This window comes from Microbacterium sp. SA156 (assembly GCF_049065455.1).
GTDB classification, from domain to species: Bacteria; Actinomycetota; Actinomycetes; order Actinomycetales; family Microbacteriaceae; genus Microbacterium; species Microbacterium barkeri.
The window spans coordinates 71,523-96,448 of record NZ_JBAKGU010000004.1 but is presented as its reverse complement, the minus strand read 5'-3'; the positions used below and the strand labels follow the sequence as shown (position 1 = coordinate 96,448).

At 69.8% G+C, this 24,926-nt stretch carries 23 protein-coding genes; 8 read left to right on the top strand and 15 right to left on the bottom strand.

Annotated features, from left to right (window positions below; translation table 11 throughout):
- Positions 1–16: 16 nt before the first annotated feature.
- The gene (locus ACOWU6_RS05270) at positions 17–1,750 is read right to left on the bottom strand and encodes a dihydroxyacetone kinase family protein (RefSeq protein ID WP_421074968.1); all 1,734 of its coding nucleotides are present in this window, start codon (positions 1,748–1,750) and stop codon (positions 17–19) included.
- Between the two features lie 250 nt (positions 1,751–2,000).
- Between ACOWU6_RS05270 and ACOWU6_RS05265 the strand changes: the two genes are divergently transcribed.
- From ACOWU6_RS05265 to glgP, 4 genes are all read left to right on the top strand, one after another.
- Entirely contained in the window at positions 2,001–2,933 is a 933-nt protein-coding gene (locus ACOWU6_RS05265) for a hypothetical protein (RefSeq protein ID WP_421074967.1), read from the top strand.
- A 5-nt stretch (positions 2,934–2,938) separates the two neighbouring features.
- Entirely contained in the window at positions 2,939–3,520 is a 582-nt protein-coding gene (locus ACOWU6_RS05260) for an RNA polymerase sigma factor (RefSeq protein ID WP_421074966.1), read from the top strand.
- A 5-nt stretch (positions 3,521–3,525) separates the two neighbouring features.
- The gene (locus ACOWU6_RS05255; RefSeq protein ID WP_421074965.1) at positions 3,526–4,515 is read left to right on the top strand and encodes a CU044_5270 family protein; all 990 of its coding nucleotides are present in this window, start codon (positions 3,526–3,528) and stop codon (positions 4,513–4,515) included.
- A gap of 76 nt (positions 4,516–4,591) precedes the next feature.
- Positions 4,592–7,162, top strand: a complete 2,571-nt coding sequence (glgP, locus tag ACOWU6_RS05250) for an alpha-glucan family phosphorylase (RefSeq protein ID WP_421074964.1) — start codon at positions 4,592–4,594, stop codon at positions 7,160–7,162.
- 21 nt (positions 7,163–7,183) lie between these two features.
- Here the strand turns inward: glgP and glgX are convergent, their stop codons facing one another.
- The 4 genes from glgX to ACOWU6_RS05230 all read right to left on the bottom strand — a co-directional run bounded on the left by glgX (position 7,184) and on the right by ACOWU6_RS05230 (position 11,816).
- Complete coding sequence (gene glgX, locus ACOWU6_RS05245; RefSeq protein ID WP_421074963.1) at positions 7,184–9,340, bottom strand: glycogen debranching protein GlgX; 2,157 nt, start codon at positions 9,338–9,340, stop codon at positions 7,184–7,186.
- Between the two features lie 82 nt (positions 9,341–9,422).
- Complete coding sequence (locus ACOWU6_RS05240; RefSeq protein WP_421074962.1) at positions 9,423–10,310, bottom strand: ribokinase; 888 nt, start codon at positions 10,308–10,310, stop codon at positions 9,423–9,425.
- A gap of 155 nt (positions 10,311–10,465) precedes the next feature.
- On the bottom strand, positions 10,466–11,455 hold the full coding sequence (locus ACOWU6_RS05235; RefSeq protein ID WP_421074961.1) for an SRPBCC family protein: 990 nt from the start codon (positions 11,453–11,455) through the stop codon (positions 10,466–10,468).
- A gap of 1 nt (position 11,456) precedes the next feature.
- Entirely contained in the window at positions 11,457–11,816 is a 360-nt protein-coding gene (locus tag ACOWU6_RS05230) for an ArsR/SmtB family transcription factor (protein ID WP_421074960.1), read from the bottom strand.
- A gap of 450 nt (positions 11,817–12,266) precedes the next feature.
- Between ACOWU6_RS05230 and ACOWU6_RS05225 the strand changes: the two genes are divergently transcribed.
- Positions 12,267–12,647: a zinc-binding dehydrogenase gene (locus ACOWU6_RS05225; RefSeq protein ID WP_421074959.1), complete on the top strand. Its 381-nt coding sequence runs from the start codon at positions 12,267–12,269 to the stop codon at positions 12,645–12,647.
- On the top strand, positions 12,569–12,964 hold the full coding sequence (locus tag ACOWU6_RS05220) for a hypothetical protein (protein ID WP_421074958.1): 396 nt from the start codon (positions 12,569–12,571) through the stop codon (positions 12,962–12,964). Before ACOWU6_RS05225 ends, ACOWU6_RS05220 begins: the two co-directional genes overlap by 79 nt.
- A gap of 453 nt (positions 12,965–13,417) precedes the next feature.
- Here ACOWU6_RS05220 and ACOWU6_RS05215 read toward each other — a convergent pair whose 3' ends face one another.
- From ACOWU6_RS05215 to ACOWU6_RS05200, 4 genes are all read right to left on the bottom strand, one after another.
- Positions 13,418–14,191 carry a hypothetical protein gene (locus ACOWU6_RS05215; protein ID WP_421074957.1) on the bottom strand — a complete coding sequence of 258 codons (774 nt, stop codon included), beginning with the start codon at positions 14,189–14,191 and terminating at the stop codon, positions 13,418–13,420.
- A gap of 16 nt (positions 14,192–14,207) precedes the next feature.
- Positions 14,208–14,564 (bottom strand): hypothetical protein, encoded by a 357-nt coding sequence (locus ACOWU6_RS05210; protein ID WP_421074956.1) that lies wholly within the window; start codon positions 14,562–14,564, stop codon positions 14,208–14,210.
- An 8-nt stretch (positions 14,565–14,572) separates the two neighbouring features.
- Complete coding sequence (locus tag ACOWU6_RS05205; protein ID WP_421074955.1) at positions 14,573–14,896, bottom strand: hypothetical protein; 324 nt, start codon at positions 14,894–14,896, stop codon at positions 14,573–14,575.
- A gap of 138 nt (positions 14,897–15,034) precedes the next feature.
- Complete coding sequence (locus ACOWU6_RS05200; RefSeq protein WP_421074954.1) at positions 15,035–16,591, bottom strand: MFS transporter; 1,557 nt, start codon at positions 16,589–16,591, stop codon at positions 15,035–15,037.
- A gap of 30 nt (positions 16,592–16,621) precedes the next feature.
- Between ACOWU6_RS05200 and ACOWU6_RS05195 the strand changes: the two genes are divergently transcribed.
- Positions 16,622–17,293 carry a TetR/AcrR family transcriptional regulator gene (locus tag ACOWU6_RS05195; RefSeq protein ID WP_421074953.1) on the top strand — a complete coding sequence of 224 codons (672 nt, stop codon included), beginning with the start codon at positions 16,622–16,624 and terminating at the stop codon, positions 17,291–17,293.
- Positions 17,294–17,374: 81 nt separating this feature from the next.
- Here the strand turns inward: ACOWU6_RS05195 and ACOWU6_RS05190 are convergent, their stop codons facing one another.
- From ACOWU6_RS05190 to ACOWU6_RS05170, 5 genes are read right to left on the bottom strand one after another with little or no spacing between them, the layout of a single operon-like run.
- The gene (locus tag ACOWU6_RS05190; protein WP_421074952.1) at positions 17,375–18,784 is read right to left on the bottom strand and encodes an aldehyde dehydrogenase family protein; all 1,410 of its coding nucleotides are present in this window, start codon (positions 18,782–18,784) and stop codon (positions 17,375–17,377) included.
- Positions 18,785–18,810: 26 nt separating this feature from the next.
- Positions 18,811–20,139 carry a flavin monoamine oxidase family protein gene (locus ACOWU6_RS05185; RefSeq protein ID WP_421074951.1) on the bottom strand — a complete coding sequence of 443 codons (1,329 nt, stop codon included), beginning with the start codon at positions 20,137–20,139 and terminating at the stop codon, positions 18,811–18,813.
- 10 nt (positions 20,140–20,149) lie between these two features.
- The gene (locus tag ACOWU6_RS05180; protein WP_421074950.1) at positions 20,150–20,485 is read right to left on the bottom strand and encodes a cupin domain-containing protein; all 336 of its coding nucleotides are present in this window, start codon (positions 20,483–20,485) and stop codon (positions 20,150–20,152) included.
- A 27-nt stretch (positions 20,486–20,512) separates the two neighbouring features.
- Entirely contained in the window at positions 20,513–21,328 is an 816-nt protein-coding gene (locus tag ACOWU6_RS05175) for a MoaF C-terminal domain-containing protein (RefSeq protein WP_421074949.1), read from the bottom strand.
- A gap of 32 nt (positions 21,329–21,360) precedes the next feature.
- Positions 21,361–22,788 (bottom strand): APC family permease, encoded by a 1,428-nt coding sequence (locus tag ACOWU6_RS05170; RefSeq protein ID WP_421074948.1) that lies wholly within the window; start codon positions 22,786–22,788, stop codon positions 21,361–21,363.
- Positions 22,789–22,899: 111 nt separating this feature from the next.
- Here ACOWU6_RS05170 and ACOWU6_RS05165 point away from each other — a divergent pair, with 111 nt between their 5' ends.
- Positions 22,900–23,505, top strand: coding sequence for a TetR/AcrR family transcriptional regulator (locus ACOWU6_RS05165; RefSeq protein ID WP_421074947.1), 606 nt, complete (start codon positions 22,900–22,902; stop codon positions 23,503–23,505).
- Between the two features lie 58 nt (positions 23,506–23,563).
- Here the strand turns inward: ACOWU6_RS05165 and ACOWU6_RS05160 are convergent, their stop codons facing one another.
- Positions 23,564–24,922 carry an aldehyde dehydrogenase gene (locus tag ACOWU6_RS05160; protein WP_421074946.1) on the bottom strand — a complete coding sequence of 453 codons (1,359 nt, stop codon included), beginning with the start codon at positions 24,920–24,922 and terminating at the stop codon, positions 23,564–23,566.
- Between the last annotated feature and the right edge of the window lie 4 nt (positions 24,923–24,926).

Sequence of the window (24,926 nt, the reverse complement as noted above, 5' to 3'; positions counted from 1 at the left end):
TTCGGTCTCGTGGGGATCACGTCGTCGCGGGTGCGTCGACGAAGGCGCGGTGGACGGTGCGGCAGACGAGCGCGAACGACACCGCGCCCGGGTCGGGCGTGCCGATCGACTTCTCGCCGTGCGAGCGAGCGCGGCCCAGCGTCGCGACGAGGTCGGCGGTCGACCGGGCAGCCGCCTCGGCGGCGTCGGTCGCGGCGGCCCATGCGTCGCCGAGGCGGCGGCCGGCGGCGACCTCGGCGCTCAGCGTCTCGGCGAAGGGCACGATGGCGTCGACCATCGTCTTGTCGCCCACCTCGGCCTTGCCGAACGCCCGCACGGCGTCGCTCGCCGCGCGCACGCCGTCGGCGACCCGCTGCGCGGTGACGGCCTCGTCGTCGGTCAGGGCCGTGCCGACGGTCTTCAGGATCTCGGCCCAGATCGCCCCCGAGGTCCCGCCCGCCTTGTCGCTCCAGGCCTCGGCGGCATGCGCGAGCACCGTCTGGGCGCCGGCGCCGGCCTCGCTCGCGCGGCGACCGGCGTCGCGAGCAGCATGCGACCCGCGCTGCATGCCGATGCCGTGGTCGCCGTCGCCGGCCACCCGATCGATGCGGCCGAGCTCGTCGGCGGCGTCGTCCAGGGCCTGCGCGACATCGGCGAGGGCACTCGCGATCACGTCGCCCAGAGCCCGCGAGGCCTCGGACGCGGGGCCGATCGGCAGCTGCGCATCCTCCTCGTCGACGTGGACCTCGACGCGACGCTGCGGAGCGACCGCTCCCTTCCGGTACCCGTGGCTGTCGGCGGGCGCCGCCCACAGGCGCTCGAGCTCGTCGTCCAGCCACAGCAGGGTGAGCGAGCAGCCCGCCATGTCGAAGCTCGTGCAGAGCTCGCCGACCTCGGGTTCGACCACGGTCGCGCCCGCCTCATCGAGCAGGCGGTGCACGGTGCGGTAGACGACGAAGAGCTCCTCGCTCTTCACGCTTCCGAGGCCGTTCAGCAGCGGCACCACGCGCGCCCCGGCGACGGTCACGCCGTCGGGCAGCTCCTCGAGCAGCTTCGCGACGAACATCCCGGCCAGGCCCTCGGCCGTCGGGATGTCCACCTCGTCGATCCCTGGCTCGCCGTGGATGCCGAGGCCCACGGCCATCCGCCCCTTCGGCACCTCGAAGAGCGGGGCGTCGGCCCCCGGCATCGTGCACCCGCCGAACGCGACGCCGAACGAGCGCGTGCGGGCGTTGGCGTGCCGGGCGAGGCGCTCGACGTCGTCGAGGTCCATGCCGGCCTCGGCCGCGGCGCCCGCGATCTTGAACACGACGAGGTCGCCGGCGATGCCGCGGCGCTTCTCCTGCTGATCGGCCGGGGCGCTCCAGACGTCGTCGGTGACGAGCACCGTGCGCACGTCGTGCCCCTCGGCGTTCAGGCGGTCCTGCGCCTGCGTGAAGTGCAGCACGTCGCCGGCGTAGTTGCCGTACGACAGCAGGACGCCGCGGCCCTGATCAGCGGCCTTGGCCACCGAGTACACCTGCTGCGCCGAGGGCGAGGCGAACAGGTTGCCCATGGCCGCTCCGTGCGCCAGGCCGGGCCCGACCAGGCCGCCGAAGGCCGGATAGTGGCCGCTGCCGCCGCCGACGACGAGCGCGACGGTCGGCTCGTCGGCCGCCGTCGCGCGGACCACGCCGCCCGGCACGCGCTGCACCCAGCGCGCGGCCGCATCGGCGAAGCCCTCGGTCATCTCGTCGGCGAACGCCGCAGGGTCGTTGAACAGTCGCGTCATCGCGCCGCCTCCTCGTGGACGTCGTCATCCGTGGTCGAGCACGATCCTATAGGATATTTTTCACATCATCCAGCGTTGCTCTCGACCACCGCACATGGGCTCGCCGGCAGGGGCGCCCTTCGCCCCGCAGAATGTCTGCGGAGGGGCTCACGGTCCCGCGGTCTCGGGAATCGCGTCAGGATCCCGCACCTGCGACAACCTCCCCCATGACCGCCCGTGAACCGCGCGGTCGGAACGAGAGGACATGCGCATGAGGACACGGATGCGACACGGGATGGCCGCGGTGGCGGTGGGCGCGGTCGCGCTGCTCGCGGCGGGGTGCGCGTCGGCGCACGGAGCCGAGATCGCCGCGAGCGCCGAGCCCGGCGACGTGATCGAGGGCATCGAGCTGCCCGAGCGGGACCTGGCCGCCTGGAGGCTGCCGCTCCCGAGCCTGTTCCCCGGGGTCGAGGGCGGTCTCGGGAACCACGCCGAGAACGTGCTCGTCGCGGCATGCCTCGAGGGAGCCGGCCTCGACTGGCCGATCCCCGAGGAGGACGTCGCGGAGATCGACGCGAGCACGCACGGCCGGGCCCCGCTCACTCAGGAGTGGGCTGACGTGCACGGGTACCACACGGCGGGCGAGATCGACGTCGCGGGCCAGGAGGCCCATCAGCTGCTGAACCGGATCGCGGGCTCGACCCCCGGGTTCGAGACGGCCTTCCAGGACTGCCTCGACGGCATCCGCGAGCAGCACGACTGGTCGCGCATCGAGGTCGAGATCCTCAACGGGATCCTGTCGCCCGGTCTCACCTTCGCGGCCGAGCGCGCCGCGGAGGACGAGGAGGTCGCGGCGGCGGCGAGGACGTGGTCCCGGTGCCTCGCCGAGGCCGGGTTCGAGCGGCTCACGGACGACCCGACGCTCATGCCGACGACTGCCGACGCGGAGGACTGGGGCCTCACGGGCCTCAAGGACGTCGTCCCCTGGCCGGCGCCGACGGCCGCCGAGATCGAACTGGCCTCCGCCGACGCAGCATGCCGCGCGACGAGCGGGTGGAACGCCGAGCGCTACGACGCGGAGTGGACGGCGCAGGTCGCCTACATCGTCGAGCACGCCGACGAGATCCGCGCGCAGCGCGACCGCTGGTCGGAGCTCCGCACGGAGATGCTGGCGGCCGTCGACGGCTACACCGTCGAGGGCTGACCGACGTGAGCAGCGTGCCGGCCGATCTCGGCTCCGAGAGCGACCTCCCCCTCACGGCGAGAGCCTCGGCGCGAACCGCCGCGGATGGCGCGAGGGCCGCGTTCGAGAGCCTCTTCCGCGCGCACTTCGCCACGGTCCTCCGCTTCGCGGAGCGCCGCGTCGACGACCGCGAGCAGGCGAGGGAGATCGCGATGGACAGCTTCGAGATCGCGTGGCGCCGCTTCGACCCCGCGGCGCCGTTCGAGCTGCCCTGGCTGCTGCGCACGGCACGGAACCGCATCGGCGACGCCTACCGGAAGCGCGACAGGGAGCGCGCGGCGACCGCGCACCTCCTCGAGGCGGGCCGGCACGCCGACGGGTCGGACGGCTTCGAGAGCGCCGAGCTCGCCATCGCGATGGCGGGGCTGCGGCCGAAGGAGCGCGAGGTCCTCGCGCTCGTGTACTGGGACGGACTCTCCGCGGCAGACGCCGCGAAGGTGCTGGGATGCGGCGAGGCCGCGGTATGGAAGCGGCTGAGCCGGGCGCGGGACGCGCTCCGCTCCCGCCTCGCAGCACCCGCCGAGCCCCGCGAGACAGAGAGCAGGTGAGTGGCATGCAGTGGACGGATGAGCGGATCGCCGAAGGGCTCCGCGCGATGGATCCCGCGGCCTCGGGCGCGGATGCCCGGCCGACCGCGGCGGAATGGGCGCGCCTCGAGCGCGCGATGGACGCGAGCCGCCCTCGGCGGTCGCGCACGGCCATCCGCGTGGCCTGGATCACGCCGCTCGCGGCGATGGCGCTCGCGACGGCGGTTGTCGTCGCCGCCCAGGTCGCGGCGCCCGCACCCGCGGTGGCGGTGACACCGCCCCTGCTCGAGACCGCGCCGCTCGCGGCATCCCTCGACGAGGTCGTGGACGAGTCGCTCGCCGCACTGGAGACCGCGGGCACGGCCGGAGAGCGCGGCGGCTGGCATGTCACCTGGCACTACGACCCCGAGATCGCGGATGAGCGCGTCATCGCCCCCTTCTGGGCGCGCTGGGTCTGGGACGACGACGGCACCGGCCACCTCGAGACGGTCCCCGGCGACGCCTACTCGATCGAGGACGGCGAGGTCGTCGAGAAGGCGTTCCCGCTTCCGCCCGCGGCCAAGGGCATGACCGCCGAGGAGTGGGACGAGGCGAGCTACGAGGGATGGTTCTACGAATCTCCCCCGTCGGACGCCGACGCTCTCGCGGCGTACCTCAGGGAGCGTGCGTATCTGCCCGAGGAGGCGGACGGCCTGCAGGTGTGGGGTGCGGTCGACGCGCTCCTCGACGAATGGATGCTGTCCGGAGAGCAGTCCGCCGCGGCGCTCGAGCTCCTGATGCGGACGGGCGATGTCGAGCTGCTCGGCTCGGTGACCGATCGCCTCGGGCGCGAGGGCGTCGCGCTCTCCGTCACCGCCGAGCAGCGGCCGGCGTTCGACGTGACCGTCGTGCTCGACGAGGACACGCGCCAGTTCATCGCGGCCGACGTCGTGTACCGGGGCGGCAGCGACACACTCGATCTGCCCGCCGACACCGTGATCGAGTACACGGCGTGGGGCGCGTCGCCCGTGGACTGACGGAGCCGCACGCTCCGACACCTCGTGTCAACCCCCTTGTGCTGACATGGCTACGTCCATGCACTACCGTGTGCGCATGCGCGCCATCCGTCGCTTCACCGTCCGACCCGTCCTCCCCGCCCCGATCGCGGCGCTCGGCAGCCTCGCCGGGAACCTCAGATGGTCCTGGCATCCCGCCACGCAGGACGTCTTCGCCGAGGTCGCGCCGGACGCGTGGGCCGCGACGCACGATCCCGTGCACGTGCTCGGATCGGTCTCGCGCGAGCGGCTCGAGGAGCTCGCCGGCGACGACGGCTTCCTCGCGCGCCTCGGGCAGGCGGAGGCGAGCCTCGAGCGCTACCTCGCCGAGGACCGCTGGTACCAGCGCCAGGTCGCGGACGGTCCGCGCGCGATCGCGTACTTCTCCCCCGAGTTCGGGATCACGGCGGTGCTGCCGCAGTACTCCGGGGGCCTCGGCATCCTCGCGGGCGATCACCTCAAGGCGGCGAGCGACCTGGGCGTCCCGATCGTCGGCGTGGGCCTGCTCTACCGACACGGCTACTTCTCGCAGGCCCTGTCGCGCGAGGGCTGGCAGCAGGAGAGCTACCCGCTGCTCGACCCCGACGAGCTGCCGATCACGGCTCTGCGCGAGCCGGACGGCACGCCCGCGACGATCTCGATCGCCCAGCCCGGCGACCGCGATCTCGTCGCGCGCATCTGGGTCGCGAAGGTCGGGCGCGTGCCGCTGCTCATGCTCGACACGGCGGTCGAGGGCGCCCCGGATCACCACGTCGCCGTCACCGACCGCCTGTACGGCGGCAACAGCGAGCACCGGCTCCGACAGGAGCTGCTGCTCGGCGTCGGCGGCGTGCGCGCGCTGCGGGCCTACAGCCGCCTGACCGGCGCGCCCGTGCCCGAGGTGTACCACACCAACGAGGGCCATGCCGGGTTCCAGGGGCTCGAGCGCATCCGCGAGCTCACGGTCGACGCAGCGGGCCCGCGCCTCGACATCGACGCGGCGCTCGAGGTGTGTCGCGCCTCGACCGTGTTCACGACGCACACGCCCGTGCCCGCGGGCATCGACCGCTTCCCCCGCACGCTCATCGAGCAGTACTTCGCATCCGACGGCGCGACGCCGGGCGTGCCGCTCGACCGGGTCCTCGCTCTCGGCGCCGAGAGCTACCCGGGCGGCGACCCCGGCGTATTCAACATGGCCGTGATGGGCTTCCGCCTCGCGCAGCGCGCGAACGGCGTCTCGCAGCTGCACGGACACGTGAGCCGCGAGATGTTCCACGGCCTGTGGCCCGCGTTCGACGAGGCGGAGGTGCCGATCACCTCCATCACGAACGGCGTGCACGCCCCGACGTGGGTGGCTCGCGAGTTCCAGCAGCTCGTGGCCGAGCTCGGCGCCGACCCCGACGGCGACCCCGCGGAGTTCGCGCAGGCGATCGACACCGCGCCGTCGCGCCGCATGTGGGAGCTCAAGCGCGCGATGCGCGAGCGGCTCGTCCTCGATGCGCGCGACCGGCTGCGCGCCTCGTGGCGCAAGCGCGGCGCAGCGGAGGCCGAGCTCGGCTGGATCGACGACGCGCTCGATCCGGATGTGCTCACGATCGGCTTCGCGCGGCGCGTGCCGTCGTACAAGCGCCTCACCCTCATGCTCCGCGACCCCGCGCGACTCAAGCGCCTCCTTCTCGACCCCGAGCGGCCCATCCAGCTCGTCGTCGCGGGCAAGGCGCACCCCGCCGACGACGGCGGCAAGAAGCTCATCCAGGATCTCGTGCGCTTCGCCGACGACCCCGAGGTCCGCCACCGCATCGTGTTCCTGCCCAACTACGACATCGCGATGGCCCTGCCGCTCTACCCCGGCTGCGACGTCTGGCTCAACAACCCGCTGCGCCCCTACGAGGCCTGCGGCACGAGCGGCATGAAGGCCGCACTGAACGGCGGGCTCAATCTCTCGATCCTCGACGGATGGTGGGACGAGTGGTTCGACGGGGACAACGGCTGGGCCATCCCCTCGGCCGACGGCCTCGACGACCCCGACAAGCGCGACGACCTCGAGGCCGCCGCACTCTACGACCTCGTCGAGCGCGAGATCGCGCCGCGCTTCTACGACCGCGACGCCGACGGGCTGCCCATCCGCTGGCTCGAGATGGTGCGCCACACGCTCGTGTCGCTCGCCCCGAAGGTGCTCGCGACCCGCATGGTGCGCGACTACGTCACCGAGCTCTACGCGCCGGCCGCAGTGTCGGGGCGGGCGCTCGACGACGGCTTCGCCGCGGCGATCGACCTCGCGGCCTGGAAGGCGCGCGTCGCGGCCGGATGGCACGCGGTGCGCGTCGAGCACGTCGAGTCGAGTGGCCCTGGCGACGCCGCCGAGGTCGGCGGCGAGCTGTCGGTGCGCGCGTTCGTCGCGCTGGGCGACCTGCGGCCGGCGGATGTCGCGGTGCAGCTCGTCTCGGGGCGCGCGGTCGGCGAGGACGAGATCGCGGACCCGACGTACACGGCGCTCTCGCCGGTGGAGAGCTACGAGGGCGGACGGGTCTGCTTCGCGGGCGGGATCACCCTCGACCGATCGGGCGCGTTCGGGTACACCGTGCGCGTCGTGCCCCAGGAGGAGCACCTCGCCTCGGTCGCCGAGCTGGGCCTGGTCACCACCGCGTAGGGTCGAGCGGCCCGGCCCGCGTCAGAGCGGAGCCTGCAGCGACTGCATCACGACCACGGTGCGCGGCGCCATGACGAGCGGCGCCTCCACCGTGACGCGCGTGCCCGGGGGCACCGCCTCATCGGTCGAGAGCACGACGTCGCCCATGCTGATCCACTCGTTCTCGGGGAACGTGATCGTCACCTCGGTCTCGCCCGCGTTGAACCAGAACAGGAACGAGTGGTCGACGAGCTGCTCGCCGTGCGGGCCCGGCTCGCGCAGCGGACCGCCGGACAGGAACATCCCGATGGTCCTGAGCCCGCCATCCGCCCAGTCGGCCGTGCGCATGCGGCGCCCCTCGGGATGCAGCCACACGAGGTCGGCCGGGCCGCCCTTGATCGTCGGCGACCCCTCGAACCAGTGCCGCTGCCGCAGCGCCAGGTGCTCGCGCCGGAGCCTGAGCGCCGCCTTGGTGAGCTCGTACACGTCGAGCCACGCGTCGTCAGGGCGCCAGTCCATCCACGAGATCTCGTTGTCCTGGCAGTAGGCGTTGTTGTTGCCGCGCTGCGTGCGGCCGCGCTCGTCGCCGGCCGTGATCATCGGCACGCCGTTCGACAGGCACAGCGTCATCATGAGGTTCGCGGCCTGGCGACGGCGCAGTGCGACGATCTCGGCGTCGTCGGTCTCGCCCTCGACGCCGTGGTTCCAGGACCGGTTGTTGTCGGTGCCGTCGCGGTTGTCCTCGCCGTTCGCCTCGTTGTGCTTGTGGTCGTAGCTGACGAGGTCGCGCACGGTGAAGCCGTCGTGCGCCGTGATGAAGTTCACCGAGTTGTACGCGGAGCGGCCGTCGTCGGCGTAGAGGTCGCTCGAGCCCGCGAGCCGCGTCGCGACGTCCTTGATCTGCGCGTGCCCGCGCCAGAAGTCGCGGATGGTGTCGCGGTACTTGTCGTTCCACTCGACCCACGGCTGCGGCAGGCGGCCGACGAGGTAGCCATCCATCGACGCGTCCCACGGCTCGGCGATGAGCTTGACGTGACGCAGCACCGGGTCCTGGTCGACCGCGATGAGGAACGCGCACGCGAAGTCGATGTCGTAGCCCGTGCGCGTGAGCGCCGAGGTGAGGTCGAACCGGAACCCGTCGACGTGCATCTCGGTGACCCAGTAGCGCAGCGAGTCGAGGATGAGGCGCAGCGCGTAGGGGTCGCCCGTGTTGACGGTGTTGCCGCAGCCCGTGACATCCCAGTAGGTGTCGTCGAACCCGCCGTTCTCCGGGATCAGCCGCTTGTAGAAGCCGCGGTCGTCGAGCCCGCGGAACGAGAGGGTCGGCCCGTGCGGACCGGCCTCGGCCGTGTGGTTGTAGACGACGTCGAGGATGACCTCGATCCCCGCTCCGTGCAGCGCCTTCACCATCCGCTTGAACTCGTCGACCTGCTCGCCGCGATCGCCCGACGACGAGTACGCCGCATCGGGCGCGAAGTAGGACAGGGTGTTGTAGCCCCAGTAGTTGACGAGCCCGCGCTCGAGGAGGCCCGGCTCCGAGAAGAACTGCTGCACGGGCAGCAGCTCGACGGCCGTGACGCCGAGGTCGCGGAGGTACTCGACGACCGCCGGCTCGGCGAGGCCCGCGTAGGTTCCGCGCAGGTGCTCGGGAATGCGGTCGTGCAGCTTCGTGAACCCCTTCACGTGCAGCTCGTAGATGACCGTGTCGCGCCAGCGCGTCTTCATCGGCTCATCGTCGCCCCAGTCGAACGACGGGTCCACGACGACGCTCCGCGCCGTGTACGCGGCCGAGTCGGTGTCGTCGCGCACGGCGGGGTCGTCCTCGCGGACGCCGAAGATCGGCTGCTCGGCGATGATCGTGCCGCTCGTGGCGAGCCCGTACGGGTCGAGGAGGAGCTTCTGCGGGTTGTGCCGGAGGCCCTGCGCCGGATCCCACGGGCCGTCGACGCGGTAGCCGTAGCGCTGCCCGGGGCGGACGCCGGGAAGAGCGCCGTGCCAGATGCTCTGGGAGTGCTCGGTGAGCTCGTGCCGCGTCTCGGAGTTGTTCTCGTCGAAGAGGCACAGCCACACGCGCGTCGCGTTGGGCGCGTAGACCGCGAAGTTCGTCGACTCCTCGCTCCAGGTCGCTCCGAGCGGCCAGTTGCGTCCTGGCCAGATGGCGGCTGTCTCACCCATGCGGGTCCAGATCTCCGGGCTCACAGGGCGATTGTCCCAGGCTCAGATGACAGAACCCGCCGTTCCGGTAACCGGATGGCCACAGTACGGACACAATGCGCGCCGCTCACCCGAGCGCGGCATCGATCTCCTCGCGCGTCGGCATCGCGGGCGCGGCCCCAGGCCGGGTCACCGCGATCGCGGCAGCCGCCGTCGCCGCCTCGACCGCCGCCTCGAGCGGCTCGCCGCGGGTGAGCCACGCGACGAGCACGCCGACGAACGTGTCACCGGCGCCCGTCGTGTCGACGGCTTCCACCGCGCGCGCGGGCACGGCCAAGGCGATCTCGCCGGCGCGTGCGATGAGGGCGCCCGCCGACCCGCGCGTGACGATGACCGTCGACGCCTGCTCGCTCAGGCGCCGTGCCGCGGTCTCGACATCGGACGCGCCCGACAGCGCGAGCGCCTCCGACTCGTTCGGCACGAGGATGTCCACGAGCGGCAGCAGGCGCGCCGCCTCGGCGTCGACCGGGGCGGGGGTGAGCACCGTGAGCGCCTCGGCCTGACGACCCGCGGCGAGGGCGCGCTCGACGAGGGCGAGCGGGCGCTCGAGCTGCACGACGAGGGCCGCAGCCGACGCGATCAGCGCGCGGTCGCCATCCGTCAGCTCCTCCTCGCCGTTCGCGCCCGCGACGATGACGATGCTGTTCTCGCCGCCGTCGAGCACGCTGACCTGGGCGATGCCCGTCGGCGCAGCGGATGTCCGCAGCGCGGCGGTCGCGATGCGCTCGCCCTCCAGGAAGGCGCGCAGCTCGCGCCCGAACCCGTCGTCGCCGACCGCGCCCGCGAACGCGACCTCGGCGCCGGCGCGGCGGGCGGCGACGGCCTGGTTGAGGCCCTTGCCGCCGGCACCCGTCGAGAAGTGGGAGCCGGCCATCGTCTCGCCCGGCTCGGGGAGGCGCGGCTGCCGCGTGACGAGGTCCATGTTGGCGCTGCCGAGGACGACGATCTGAGTCACGTCGCCACGCTATCGCGTACCGGGATTCGGATCGCCGGTGCGCGTGTCGCCGGGTGAGGACGACACGCGCACACCAGCCACAGCCATCCGATTCCCGGAACGGGCCGACGCCCAGAACGCGGCCGCGCCACCTCGGGTGACGCGGCCGCGGCGAGTCAGCGACCGGAGGCGACGAGCACGTCGCGCTCGAGCCGGGCGTACGAGGCCTCCATGCCGTCGGCCATCCCGGTCGCGAGGATCATGTCGCGCGTCTCCTTGTCGGGGTACTCGATGAGGAGCGTGATGAGGGTCGCGCCATCCTCTTCGTACAGGTTGAGGTCGTTGAGCGTCTCGGGCCCTTCGGTGCCCTTCATGCGCTCCGTCGTGACGGCCCGCCGCGGAGCCTCGATGAGGAGGGCCTCCCCCTCGAAGCCGAAGGCCTCGCCCTCGGTGTCGCCGACCGGCGCCCACGACGTGCTGTGCCGGTCGCCGGGAGCGAGCGCGACGACGCACTCGGTCATCTCCCACCCGTCGGGACCGAGCATCCACTGCCGCAGCAGGTCGGGGTCGTGGTGGGCCCGCCACACGAGCTCCCGCGGGCCCTCCACGAGACGCGTGATCCGCACATGGGTGTCGTCGAGCTCCTCGACGCGCGTCCCCTTCCCCTGTGCGTAGGCGCGCAGGTCCTGGAGCACGGCGTCCAGCTGGGCCATGGCCATCCGCGTGCCTTCGATCGCGCCCATCTCGACGACCTGCTCGAGCGCCTCGATCGAGTCGAAGTGGCTCGTGGTGACCATCCGCGTGCCGTCGCCCGCTTCCTCGAAGGAGAACGTCATGCGCAGGGAGGGAAAGCCCTCGAGCGGACGGCCCCCGTCGTCGACGAACCGGTCGATCACCGCGAACCCCCGCGGCTCGTCGATCTCGAGGAACTCCCACGACCCCGAGGAGCGCTCGCCGCGCGGGCCGGCCATCGTGTACTGCGCCATTCCCCCGACCGTGTGGTCGAAGGCCGTGAACGTCGCAGGCCAGCCGGGAGGACCCCAGAAGCGCTCGAGCTGGCGCGGGTCGGCGTAGGCGCTCCACACGCGCTCGATGGGCGCTGCGAAGTCGGCGACGACGGTCATCGTGAGACTCTCGGCGTCGGTGGTGACATCGGTGACGGGCATGTCAATCTCCTGATCCAGTGGTGTCGTGCGGTTCGGCCAGCAGGTCGTCGAGGCGCGCGATGCGAGTGCGCCACAGCTGCTCGTATCGGCCCAGCAGGGCCCTGGCGCGCGCGATCATCTCGGGGTTCGCGCGGACGAGCCGCTCGCGCCCCTCCGCGCGCTTGACGATGAGCCGCGCCTCTTCGAGCACGGCCACGTGCTTCTGGACCGCGGCGAACGACATGTCGTAGTCGCGGGCCAGTGCGGAGACGGACTGCTCGCGCTCGATCGTCCGACGCAGGATGTCGCGCCGCGTCGCCGCCGCCAGTGCGTGGAAGACACGATCGATCTCCGTCTCGCTCAACTCCATTTGTGCAACCATTTGGTTGTACGTTAGAGCCGCGGCGGGCGTGTGTCAAGGCCCGTTGCTGTCGAGCCTGCGTCGCGATGACAAGTTGCAGCTTTAGGTGACACACGGGCCGCCGGTGTTGACATGGAGTGTCGAGAAACGCCGACAGGCCTCCCATCAGAAGTCGCTTCGCGGAGGAGCATCCCGAGTGATACAGGAGCGATGGGCTCCAGTTGCCCCACGGTCTTCGCATCATCTGAACGCCGAGTCACGTGCGAGAGGGGCTGCGATGCGGCCAGTAGATGCAGCAAGGCTGATCAATCCACGGCGGCGCACGTTCATTCACCGAATTGCATTGGATCCCTCGCACGAAGTCCGGTAGCGCGTCAACAGGCGTCGGTCGCGCTGACGGCGTGGCAGGCGCTGTTCGACGAGGGGAAGCTCGAAGCCGGCCAGCGGGTGCTAATCGTCGGGGCCGGCGGCGTGGTGGGCAAGTACGCGGTCGCGCTCGCGAAGCGCGCCGGCGTGCACGTGCTCGCGACGGCGAGCCCGCGGAGCATCGATGCCGTGCGCGCGGCGGGTGCGGACGAGATCATCGACCGCACCCAGGCGGACCTGCTCGACGCCGTCGACGGACAGGTCGACGTGCTGCTGAACCTCGCGCCGATCGATCCGGAGCCGTTCGCGTCGTACGTGTCGCCGGTGCGCGACGGCGGCGCCGTGGTCAGCACGACGGCGTTCATGGCGAGCCGGGCGACGAGTCGCGCGGCGTACGAGCGACGACGGTGTTCGTGCAGTCGAATCGCGCGCGGCTCGCCGTGCTGGTGTCGCTCGTTGACTCCGGCGCGCTGCAGGTCGAGGTGACGCGGCGCATCCCGCTGACCGAGCTACCCACTCTTCGCGCCGAGGGGGGCGCGGGCCGCATTGCGGGCAAGGTCGTCGTCCTCGCCCGAGGCTCGGTGCGCCTCGTGCTTGTTCCCGGCGAGCCTGCTCTTGCGCGCGGGATGCTCGCGACTGCGGGCAGTCATGGCACCCTTGCTGCAGATCGTGTTGAAAGCGCGTGCGGTCTCGAGACCACACGCCATGTGACGCACACGCCATGGCTGCTTCGCCCCCGGATAAGGCTCGAGCGGCTCCCACCCGGTCGCCTCAACGAGCGCGACCGCCGCACCGGCTACTGAGCGCTTGCGGGCGGCGCCCCGGTTCGTGGCAGTGCATTGGCGGCAGGCCGTCCCCCGTCGGCGGACGTTGCCGAGGTTCGGTGCGACCTCACGTCCGCACGCATCGTCCACGCTCAGCCAGGGCTTGTGCAACCCCGGGTAGGGCACCTTCCCCCTCGCGCCGGCAGCTCGCAGCTCTTGCTCTGCCGCGGCGGGATCATTCCGCGGCATCGAACGGAAACTCACTCGTCATGCCGCGGAGCGTACAGCTGACGTCAGACGCCGACAGACGTGTCCCCGTTCGCAGCTATCGAGCCAAAGACCTGGGAATTACCAAGGGCCTCGGATACCGAGCATGGGTCATACAACGCGCGTGAGCGCGCGCGACTACCTCTCTTAGCTCCGCCCGAAGATGCACCTACGTGGGCACCTGACGCCCTTCAATTTGAGCTTCATCGAGTCGGCCGAAGGCGGCTACCGACTGCGTATCTGTGTCAACGCAGCTTCATCGATCGACTGAAACCCGATCGCCGCCGGCGGTGCCTGAAACACGATCTCCGCCCCAGACTGGTCGTGAGCGATCACCCGAGGGGAAACAACGAAGAAGTCAAAGTCGCTGGAGCAGCCCAGCGTCGCGTTGGCTTTGAGCTGTTGCGGGCTTGTACCTTCGACGCTCACCGTCGGCTGCAGCATCTCGATGCCAGGGGTATCGATGACGAGTTCAGCACCAGCGCTCATCGCGGTGGAGCTCTCGAACGCTACCTCGTACCAGCCACAGCTCGCCATTCCAGCGACGGCATCGCCGATCGGCAAGTTCGCTTCGTCGACAGGGCGAGGATCCAGAGCCCAGTTCCCCACCTCGACCTCCAGCGGCTCCCGCTCCCCGGTGAAGTAGAGCTCGACGGTCGAGAAACGCGCGTCACCATTAGCGCCGTCGTACGGGAACGTGATGTTGCCGACTTGCGACGAGCTGTCCTGGTCGCCGCGGTACAGGTCGAACTCACCGGAGCCGTAACTTGTTCCATCAGGAAGGGCGACACCTTCGAGTTCTGTCCAGATCTTGTCGTCGGAGTCCGCGAGGAAGACGAAGTTCACTGGGTAGCTCGACTCAGCGTCGAACACTGCCTCAGCGGATGTCAGTGCGAAATGAAGTTCGGAAGACTGGTGGTCTGCGGAGCATCCACTAACGGTCGCCAGCAGCAGAGCTCCGCTGCTGGCGACCGTTAGCGCCCGCGTCATCGTGGACACGGCAAGGGCCTCGTTCTTACTTGTAGGTCGTCAGGAGGTACTGGTTCGTGCGCGGGGAGTACAGGTAGGCGTACTTCCAGGACTTGGGGCTTGCGCCGCCATAACCCACTCCACTGCGGACGTAGTACCTGTTGTAGTCCGAGTAGAGGCCGAGCTTCGACATCCGCTTGCGATCAGCATAGATGTTGACGGTGATGCCGTAGGTCTTGGTGACGCTCCTGCTCACCCCGAGAGAGCCCGATGCGCTAGAGGCGCTGACGCCGATGTCAGCGGAGAGGGTAGAGCTCGCGGTGGTCGACGTGCTCCAGCTGTAACCCGTCGAGTAGGCCCATGCTCCCGTTAGGTACCTCACGAACCGCTTGTTGAGCGCCACCGGCCCGCTCACCTTCTGGGTGTAAACGCGACGGTCGACACAAGCATGCACACCGGCTCGGTGTCAAGCGAGGCTGCCGCGGCTTCCGCGACTTGAAGGGGGGAAAGCTCCGCGCCGGGCGCGCTGGCGAGGGCCTCCTCCTCCGTCATGGAGAGCTGGATTGTCCCGACCGGAGGCTCGGCGACGATGGGATCGTCCGCCGCAGTGTAAGAGGTCCCCTCTTCGAGAGAAGCAACCGAGTGGTCTTCGGCGGCGGCAGCGGGTGTGAGCCCGCTGCCTAGGAGCACAGCAGCTAGGGCGAGTGCTCCAAGCGGAGCAGCAGTCTTGCGCATATCAACCTTCGACTAGGTAGGAAGTGTCCGACGAGCCGCCGGACACTTCCTACCTATGAGGCGATCCCTGACCACCGCAATAACGATATTTCAGTGCGTTGTCAGGATAGCTGTCATCAGGACTGGCGCGACGGTCGTTCATCCCGCCGATCGTGAGGGCGCGGCGCGCCCGGAGAATGCGGCTGCGAACACCCCCGCGGTCGCCCCGACGAGCACGGTCGCGATCAGCGCGTATACCAGCAGCCCCTGCGCCGTCGCATCGCGCAGGATCTGGACGAGGGACGCGGACCCGCCCGCGCCCTCGTGAACCACCGCGAACGCCTCGTGAATGCTCGATCGCAGGGCCTCCGTCGTGTCGGCCGGCATATTCGGCGGCAGCGAGTCGTCGAGCGACGCGCGGAACGCGACGATCCCCACAGTCCCGGCCGCTGCAACGCCGAGCGCTGCTCCGAGCTCGCCGCCGACCTCCTGCGCGGCGGCGGCGGATCCGACGCGGTGCTCCGGCGCACTCGAGATGATCGCGTCACTCACCAGGGCCATCGCGGCCCCGTGCCCGAGTCCGATGACGGACACCGCGACGACGAGGAACGAGATCGCGCCGTCTGCGACCGCGATCGCGGTGAGCCCTGCGCCGAGCGCGACCACCACGAGCCCCGCGGTGATCACACGAGCAGGAGACCACCGTCGAGCCATAGCGGGAGCAGCGAGCGCTCCGAGGATGTCCGTCACGATGTATGGCAGGGTCAGGACGCCGGCGACGAGCGGAGGGAAGCCTCCCACCCACTGCAGGTGCTGCGTGAAGACGAAGAACAGTCCCACTGTGCCGATTCCGGTGATCAGCAGGGTCAGCAGTGACGCCGCGACGCGACGGTTCGCCAGCAGTGCTGGATCGAACAGCGTGTCGGCGGCCCGCCGTTGCCTCCGCACGAACAGGCCGAGGAGCGCAAGGCCTGCCGCGATGCAGGCGACGGCGACCCAGAGCGAAGACGGCGCGTCGCCTCCCTCCGCACCGGCCGCGACCTCCTGCAGCCCGTAGACCAGCATCAGCATCCCCGACACCGACAGCGCGACACTGACAGCGTCGATGCGGCCCGCCCCGGGGTCGTGATGCTCCGGCAGAACGAACACTCCGAGCAAGACGAGCAGGAGCATCGGCGGGACGTTGATCAGGAAGATCGCACCCCACCAGAACCCCTCGATCAGCGCCCCGCCCAGCAGCGGGCCGACTGCGCCGCCGACCGTGAAGGCGCTGAACATGACGGCAATCGCGAGCCGACGCTGAGCATCGTCGCGGAACATCACGCGGAGCAGGGAGAACAGCGAGGGCATCAGAGTCGCACCGGCGATGCCCAGCAGTGCGCGCGTGACGATGAGCGCGACAGGAGTCGCCGCGAACGCCGCGACGACGGAGAGCACGGCGAATGCGAAGGCGCCGCAGAGGAGGAGCCTGCGGGCGCCGACCCGCTCCGAGACCCGGCCCATCGTGATCAGGAAGCCGGCGATGAGGAAGCCGTACGCGTGCACGATCCAGAGCGACTCCGTCGACGAGGCATCGAGATCCGCGACCAGCGTGGGAATGGCGAAGAACAGCGCGGTGAGATCGGTCGAGAGGGCGAGCATCGGAGCGATGAGCAGGGCGAGCCCCCACCATGCGCGAACCGGTGCCACCGTGGCTCGCAAGTTATGTTCCATCATGGCACGTAATGTTACGGCTACACTGACTGCATGTCCACACCCTCCCGTCGCCCAGCTGGCGCGGGGCGCCCCCGCGACGCCCAGCTGGATCACGCCATCCTCGACGCGGCGCTGGCGATCCTGGACGAGGCGGGGTACCAGGAACTCAGCCTCGAGGCCGTCGCGCGGAAGGCCGGGACGTCTCGCCCCGCGATCTATCGACGTTGGCCGGGTCGCGCGCGTCTCGCACTGGCCGCGATCAGCTCACGCCTGGAGTCGCCGCGCTCCCCCGACACCGGATGCACCCTGTGCGATCTCGACGAGAGCATCTCGCTGTTCCTCGCCGCCTACCGACGGATCCGGCCGGACGTCCTCAGCGCCCTGCTCGCCGAGTGCGCGACGAGCGCCGATCTGAGAGCGCAGTACCTCGAGACGCTGATCGAACCCGCGCGGCGCGCAGTCGCCTGCACGATCGACCGGGCGGTCGGGCGCGGCGACGTGCGCCCAGATGCGGATCGGGAGGTGCTGCTCGACATGGTCGGCGCCCTCGTGCACTACCTCGCCCTGTTCGGCGACCGCCACATCACCGACGCCGAGGCGCAGCAGGCCGTCGAGATCCTGCTGCGCGGGGCCGCGCGAGACTACAACGCCCTCGTGGCGCACAGCCGCGCTCTGGAGCAGGCCCCGACGTCCGACGCCGATCACCACAGGCACCATCAGTGACTGCGTCCGAGTCGGCGAAGCCCCGCACGACCTGCGCGATCCCGTCGGGCTCGACCGCCTTGACAGCCACCCCGGCGCACGTCATCGACTGATGACCTTCGGGGCGGCAACGGCCTTGAGGCCGGCGACACCGAACTCCTGTCCGTATCCGGACGACTTGGTGCCCCCGAACGGGACCTGGGGGTTGAGCACGCCGTGCTGGTTGATCCAAACGGTACCGGCCTGCAGGCGCTGCGCCACCGCGAGCGCCGCCTCAGGGTCGTCGGACCATACGGAGGCACCGAGACCTTGCTCGGCGGCGTTCGCGCGCGAGATCGCATCATCGACATCGCTGTACCGGATGACCGGGATCGCCGGCCCGAACTGCTCCTCGTCGACGAGCGCTGCTCCGTCGGCGATGTCCGCAACCACGGTCGGCTGGAAGAACAGAGGCCCGAGGTCGGCCGCGGGCTCGCCTCCGGCGACGATCCGCGCCCCACGGGCACGGGCGTCCTCGACGAGGCGCTGGACGATGTCGAACTGATTCTGGTTCTGCAGAGGTCCCAGGACGTTGCCCTCATCGAGCCCCCGCCCCATCGGCATCGTGCGTGCGAGGTGCGCGAGCGCTTCGACGGTCTCGTCGTAGACGGAATCGTGGACGTACAGGCGCTTGAGCGCGGCGCAGGTCTGCCCGGTGTTGATGAAGATGCCCCAGAACAGGTCCTCGGCGTGCGCGGCGACGTCGGTGCCCGGCAGGACGATGCCGGCGTCGTTTCCGCCGAGCTCGAGGGTGAGGCGGGCGAGGTTCTGCGCCGAGGCTTCGACGATCTTCCGACCCGTCGGTGTCGAACCCGTGAACATGATCTTGTCCACGCCAGGGTGCGCAGCGAGAGTCGATCCGATCTCCCGGTCGCCCGTGACGGCGGTGAGGACACCCGCGGGCAAGTGGCGGTTGAAGATCTCCACGAGCGCGAGAACCGAGAGCGGTGTGAACCCGCTGGGCTTGACGACGACCGTGTTGCCCATGCGCAGGGATGGCGCGATCTGCCAGACCGAGATCATCATCGGCCAGTTCCAGGGGCCGATCGCTCCCACCACTCCGAGTGCCCCATAGTGGACCTCGGCTCGCGTTGCGCCCGCCTCGAAGACGACTTCCGGTTCGAGAACGGTGTCCGCCGCGCTGCGGGTCCACACCGCGCACGCGCCGACTTCGAATCGGGCGTTGGGCCCGTCGAGCGGCTTGCCCTGCTCGCGAGACAGGATGACGGCCAGCTCCTCAGCGTGGGCATCGATGTCATCGGCGATGGCGTGCAGCACACGGCTGCGCTCCGCGTGGCCGAGGCCATCCCAGGCAGGCTGCGCGGCGCGGGCGGCGGACACGGCGGACTCGAGGTCGGCGAGGGTGTGGATCGGCGCGTAGCCGATGGTCTCCCGCGTCGCGGCATCAGGGATCGCACGACCCTCTGAGACGGGAACAGTGATGGCATCGAGGATGCTGGTGGCGGTCGTCATGATTGCTCCTGGGCTGAGTGGGGTGATCAGGCGGTACGGGTGAGTGTCGAATCGACGGCGTGGGGTGCGCGGTCGAGAACCTTCCGCGCAGCTGACAGGCCACTCTCGATGGCGCCGTCGATGAATCCGCCCCACCCTTCGGCGACGTCTGAGCCGGCGAAGACGACGCATCCATGTCCGGCGCGCAGCGCCGGCAGCCCCTGTGAGAGGTATCCGGTGCGGTGCATCGGCCAGGTCTCCCCCGACAGCGGATCCGCCGTCCAGTCGTGACCCGTCGCAGCGACGACGGCGAGCCCGGGCACGAGCCTGTCCACCGCGGCTTGCACGGCGGCGACATCACTCGCGTCGATCGCGCGCGCATCAGGGCCGAAGCCGATGACGATGGTGCGTCCGTCCACGTGGTATTCGGATTGAAGGAAGGTGAAGGGATCGTCCTCGCTGCCGAAGGCGACGAAGTGGGGAAGCTCCCCCTGGACCGCGAACCAGATCTTCGTACCGAGTCCGATCTGTCCGGCGGAGACCGCCCGCCCGGCGCTCTCCGGCAGCGGGGGCTCGAAGCGGATGCGGGAGAGTGCGTTCAGCGGAGCCGTCAGGATCACGGCGTCCGCGCGAGCGCGCGTGCCGTCTGCGAACTCCACGCGGGAGGGGCCGTCACCTTCGACCACGGCCGTCACTTCTGCGCCGAGTCGCAGCTCCGCGTTCGTGTCGGCGAGGATCGCTTCGGCCAGAGCGCGCGTACCGCCCGCGATCTTGTAACTCGCGCACGCCTCGAACATGACCTTCCAGTCACCATTGGCGACCGCGAGCCAGCGCAGGGCCTGAGTGTAGGCGGCCTCGCCGAGGCGCCCGTTGAAGTTCAGCGTCCAGAACGCGCGGAGGAGTGCGCGACGATTCGCGTCGAGATCCAGAGCGTCGATGCGCTCGGAGATCCCGCGGGCATCGAATGCCGCTCCGGGTGCAGAACTCAGGGGCGAGAACGGCTGCGGGAAGACGGCACGCGCTTCTGCACCGAGCTCGCGGTTCGGCTCGTCCATGAGCTCGAGTAGCGCATCGGGCGCGACGACGGTCGGCTTTCCGTCCACGTGCCACCACGCAGTGGCGGGCGCTGGGCTGGCCACGACTCCGAGTCCGTAGCGATGGAGTTCGGCCCAGACGTACGGCTGCGTCCAGTGCACCCAGGTGCCGCCGAGCTCGATCTCGATGCCGAGCCGACGGTCGAACCATGTGCGTCCGCCGATTCGGTCGCGCGCTTCGACGAGGAGGACGCGTTTTCCGCTCCAGGTGAGTTCGCGTGCGGCGGTGAGGCCTGCGAACCCGGCTCCGACGACGATGACCTCGTAGTGCTGATCGATCATGGCGCGCTTCTCAGGAGTAGACGAAGAACTCGACCGTGGGCGCCAAGACGGTCCACAGCGCGGCAGCGCCCTTGTTGAAGGAGGCCACCGAACCTGCGGTCAGCTCGAAGGGCTCGCCACCCTCGGGCTCGATCCGCAGATGCCCTTCGAGGATGTACACGGTCTCGTCGGCGTGCCCGACGACACGCATTGCACCAGGCGCTTCTTCGGGGGTGACGAACCAGAAACCGGAGGACAGATGGGGTCGCTCGCCGTCGCCCGGGCGTCGGGTCCACTGGACGACGCCGACCTCGAACGGCTCCGCATTCGAGCGGTCGAAACGAGCGTGGCTGATGAAGTCTGGCATCGTGATCTCCTTTGTGGATGGTGCCGATCAGTCGTTCGGATAGGTGGTCTCGTTGAGGATGGTGAAGCGACTGTCAAAGGGGATGTGCACGACGCTCCGCGTCGAGTTCTCCCAGCAGAACATGCGTCCGACGGAGCGCTTCTCGTCGAGGTCGACCACCAGGAAGCTCTCCACCGGCATCACGCCTTCCTTCCAGAAGAAGACGACGATCCCGTCGGCGAGTTCGAACGCCTTCGTCTCGTCGACGTCGGCGAGGCCGGCCTCGGCACCAGAGATGCAGTGCCACACGAACGTGCCGCCATTGAGGTAGATGTGCTCGTACCGTTCGGTCTCGCTGTAGCGGTAGTAGATGCGCTTGCCCACGAGCTCGTCACTGCGACGACGGGGTTCGATCTCGCCCGTGCCGACGACCCGACCCGAGAGGAACGTCGTGTTCGTCCGTCCGATGCCATCCGCGATGGTGATGCCGCTGTCCGCGGCCGTGACCCGTCCGTCAGCGAGGTCGAGCACGAAGGTGAAGGAGTGCGTACGCGGCCCCTCGCCCTTGAGGACGTCGACAAGCTGGATGCCGGGGCGCACTTCGACGGCACGGTACGGATGGGTGCCCGCTGCGCCGGCATCGTCACCCTCGAGAAGGGTCCAGGTCAACTCACCGTCGGTACGGAACTCGTGCCGGACCATCCATCCGTTGTCGTACGTGATGTCGATGGTCTGGCCGACGAGTGCGCTGCTGGCGGGCAGGCTCGGGTCGCCGAAGCCGCTGATCATGGCGGAGACGTCGGGCCAGTCACTCTGGGCGACGAAGTCCCGTGCCTGGACCTGGGAGTCGGTGGTTGTGCTCATGATTCGTTCCTTGCTGAAGCTGGCGGTGGGGCTCAGGAGATCGCGACGACGTGGAAGTCGATGTTCTTGCGGAAGCTGGGCATCACGAACCCGATGGCGAAGGCGATGGGGATCATCCAGAGCATCGTCTTCGCGACCGTGCCGTCATCGAACAGCAGCACGTCGAAGTTCGAGAGAGCGATGACGAGAACCGCGGCATTCAGGAGCATCGCGAGCGTCGGCGCGAACTTGGTGCTCCAGAATCCGGTCTCCAGCCGCTCACGGATGAAGAAGGCGAGGATGCCCACCGAGGCGATGGTCATCATCACGATGAAGCCGATGGTGCCCAGCGCGACGAACCAGGCGTAGATGACGACGATGGGGTCCGCCCCGGCGGCGAAGAACGCTGCCAGGATCACCACGCAGACTGCGGCATCCACGAGCGCGGCCAGGTGCGGGGCGCGCTTGACCTCGGACACGCGAGCGAAGAGGCGAGGCAGGACGCGGGCTCGGCCCAGCGCGAAGCAGTAGCGGGCGAACATGTTCTGCACGCCGATGAGCATCGCCAGGAAGCTCGTGAGCACGAGGACCTGGAGGACGAGCGAGAACCACGGGCCCACGGCACGGCTGGCGATATCGAAGATCACCCCAGAGAGATCGTCTGCCGACGCCTGCTGGACGTCGTCGGCGCCGATCCCGTAGCTGACCGCCCACGTGGCGAGGGTGTAGAAGGCAGCGACGAAGCCGATCACGACGAACAGCGCGACGGGGATGGTGCGGCGAGGGTTGCGGGCTTCCTCAGCGAACACCGTCGTCGCCTCGAAGGTCGTGAAGCAGGTGAAGACGAAGAGGCCGGCGACGCCGACCCCCGGGTTCGCGAGAACCGCGGGGCTGAAGCTCACCAGCGAGGGGTCCTGGCCCGGGAAAGCGACGAGGATGCCGACGACGAGCATGCCGACGACGACGACCTCGAGCGCGATGATCACGCCGAGCACGCGCATGTTCAGGTCGACGCCGCGCATGACGAGGATGGTGGTGATGACGATGGCGAGCATGACCCAGGCCCACACAGGGAGGTCGAGCCCCGCCTCGGCAGCCAGCTGCTGTGCGAACACACCGAACTGAGCCACCAGGCCGATCTGAAGGGCGAGGTAGGTCACGACGACGATCCCCGCCGCGCCGGTGGCCGTCCTCGATCCCAGCCCGCGAGCGATGTACGCCACGAAGCCGCCCGCGTTCGTGATGTGCCGGCTCATCTTCAGATATCCGATCGCGAAGATCGCGATCACTCCGGCGACGATCACGTACACCGCAGGTGCACCAGGGCCGACGAGGGAGAAGACGACAGGAGACGCACCGACGAAGGCAGCCATCGGGGCAGCGGCGGCGATGACGAAGAAGGCGATGCCGACCACGCCGAGACTGTTGCGCTTCAGCGCCGTCGTCGGTCCGGCGGTCGCATCCGTTCGAGCGGTTGCCATGGCGTTCTCCTTTGAACGTCGGATGATGCGGGCAATTCCAGCATCTGCTCAATTTAAAGTCAAGCATTTGCTTAGATTTGCCGCCCCTTCATCGGGAGATAGGGTGCGAACATGGCCGATGAACCTCAACGCATCAAGTACGGCACCGGCCGCGAGGCGCTCATCGAGGCCGCCGTTCGCGTGGTCGCGCGACACGGCCTGCATGGCATGACCTTCCGAAAGGTCGCGCAGGAGGCGGGAGTCAACAACTCGCTGGTCGCCCACCACTTCGGGTCGCTGTCAGCGTTGGCCAGCGCCGCCCTCGAGTGGTCGGCCGCGACCGCAATGCGCGACTCCCACCTCGACGGCTTCCTCGACTCGGAGAGCGACTACAAGGCCGCGCTGTGGTCCACCCTCGACCAGCGTCGGGATCTGCACGTCTACCAGTTCGAGATGATTCTCGAAGCGAGTCGGGACGCCGATGTCCGTTCGCAGATCATCGATATGTACGACCGCTACACGGCGGGAGTCTCGCGGAGCATGTTCGGCAGCGCCGCGACAGCCGAAGACGACGCCCTGGCTCGCGCCGTCTTCGCGGCACTGGACGGTCTCGTGCTCCAGTACGTCGGCGGCGCGATCACCCGCGAACAGGTGGACGCATCCGTCAGCGCCCTCTGGCGTCTTGCTGCTGCATCAGGGACGAAGGAGACGTCGGCGCGGCACGCGCCGCGCCTCTGACCGGGACCACGCAGACTCCAAGACCCCGGCGTGCGCGACCAAGGGCTGCCGGCCGAGATCAGAGCGGGTAGGCGCCGGGGAGGGTGTCGACGGTGATCCAGCGCAGATCGGTGAACTCCGCGATGCCGGCCTCGCCGCCGAAGCGGCCGTAGCCTGAGTCGCCGACGCCGCCGAAGGGCATGTGGGCCTCGTCGTGCACGGTGGCGCCGTTGATGTGGCACATCCCGGCGTGAAGCCGCTGCGCCACGGCGAAGGCGGTCGCGATGTCGCGCGTGAACACGGAGGAGCTGAGCCCGTACGCCGTGTCGTTGGCGATGCGCACGGCATCGTCGAGGTCGCGAGCCCGGATGACGGAGACGACGGGGCCGAAGCTCTCCTCGCCGTAGACCCGCATGTCCGCGGTGACGCCATCGAGCACCGTGGCGGGCATGAGGCGCCCGTCGCCGACACCGCCTGCCGCGACGGTCGCGCCGCGCTCGGCCGCATCCTCGACGAGGCCCCGAACGTGATCCGCGGCTTTGTCCGACACGAGCGCTCCCAGCGGATGGTCGCCAGCGCGAGGATCGCCGGCCGTGAGCGCCGCCGCCGCGGCGGCGAAGCGGGACACGAACTCGTCGGCGACCGCGTCGACCACGATGATGCGCTCCGTCGACATGCAGATCTGGCCCTGGTTCATGAACGCGCCGAAGCGGGCGGCTGTGACCGCCTCGTCGATGTCGGCGTCCTCCAGCACGATGAACGGCGCCTTGCCGCCGAGCTCCAGCAGGGCCGGCTTCAGGTTCGCCGCGGCGCGCTGCGCGATGACGCGCCCCACAGCCGTCGATCCGGTGAAGTTGACCCGCCGGACGGCCGGCTCGTCGATCAGCGCTCCGACGACCTCGGCGGCCTCAGCCGGGTCGTTCGTCACGAGCATGAGGATGCCCTCTGGCGCCCCGGAGCGGCGGAACGCCTCGACGATGAGCCCGTGCGTGCGGGGGCAGAGCTCGGAGGCCTTCAGCACCACGGTGTTGCCGCACGCGAGCGGGGTCGCGATCGCCCGTACCCCAAGGATGACAGGCGCGTTCCAGGGAGCGATGCCGAGCACGACCCCCGCGGGCACCCGCAGCGACATCGCGAGCGCCCCCGGCTTGTCGGAGGGAATGGTCCGCCCCTGCACGGCTGTGGTCAGGGCTGCCGCCTCCCGCAGCATGTCTGCCGCCAGCCCGATGTTGAACTGAGCCCACCCGAGCGTGGCGCCGAGCTCATCCTGCATGGCGTCGATGATCTCCGGCGCCATCGCGACGAGCTCGTCGGCAGCGGCGGACAGCACGGCCCGGCGTGCGCCGGGCCCCTGCGCCGACCACAGCGGGAACGCGGCGGCTGCGTCAGCGACAGCCTGGCGGGCGTCGGCGATCGAGGATTCGGATGCGGTCGTCATGTGG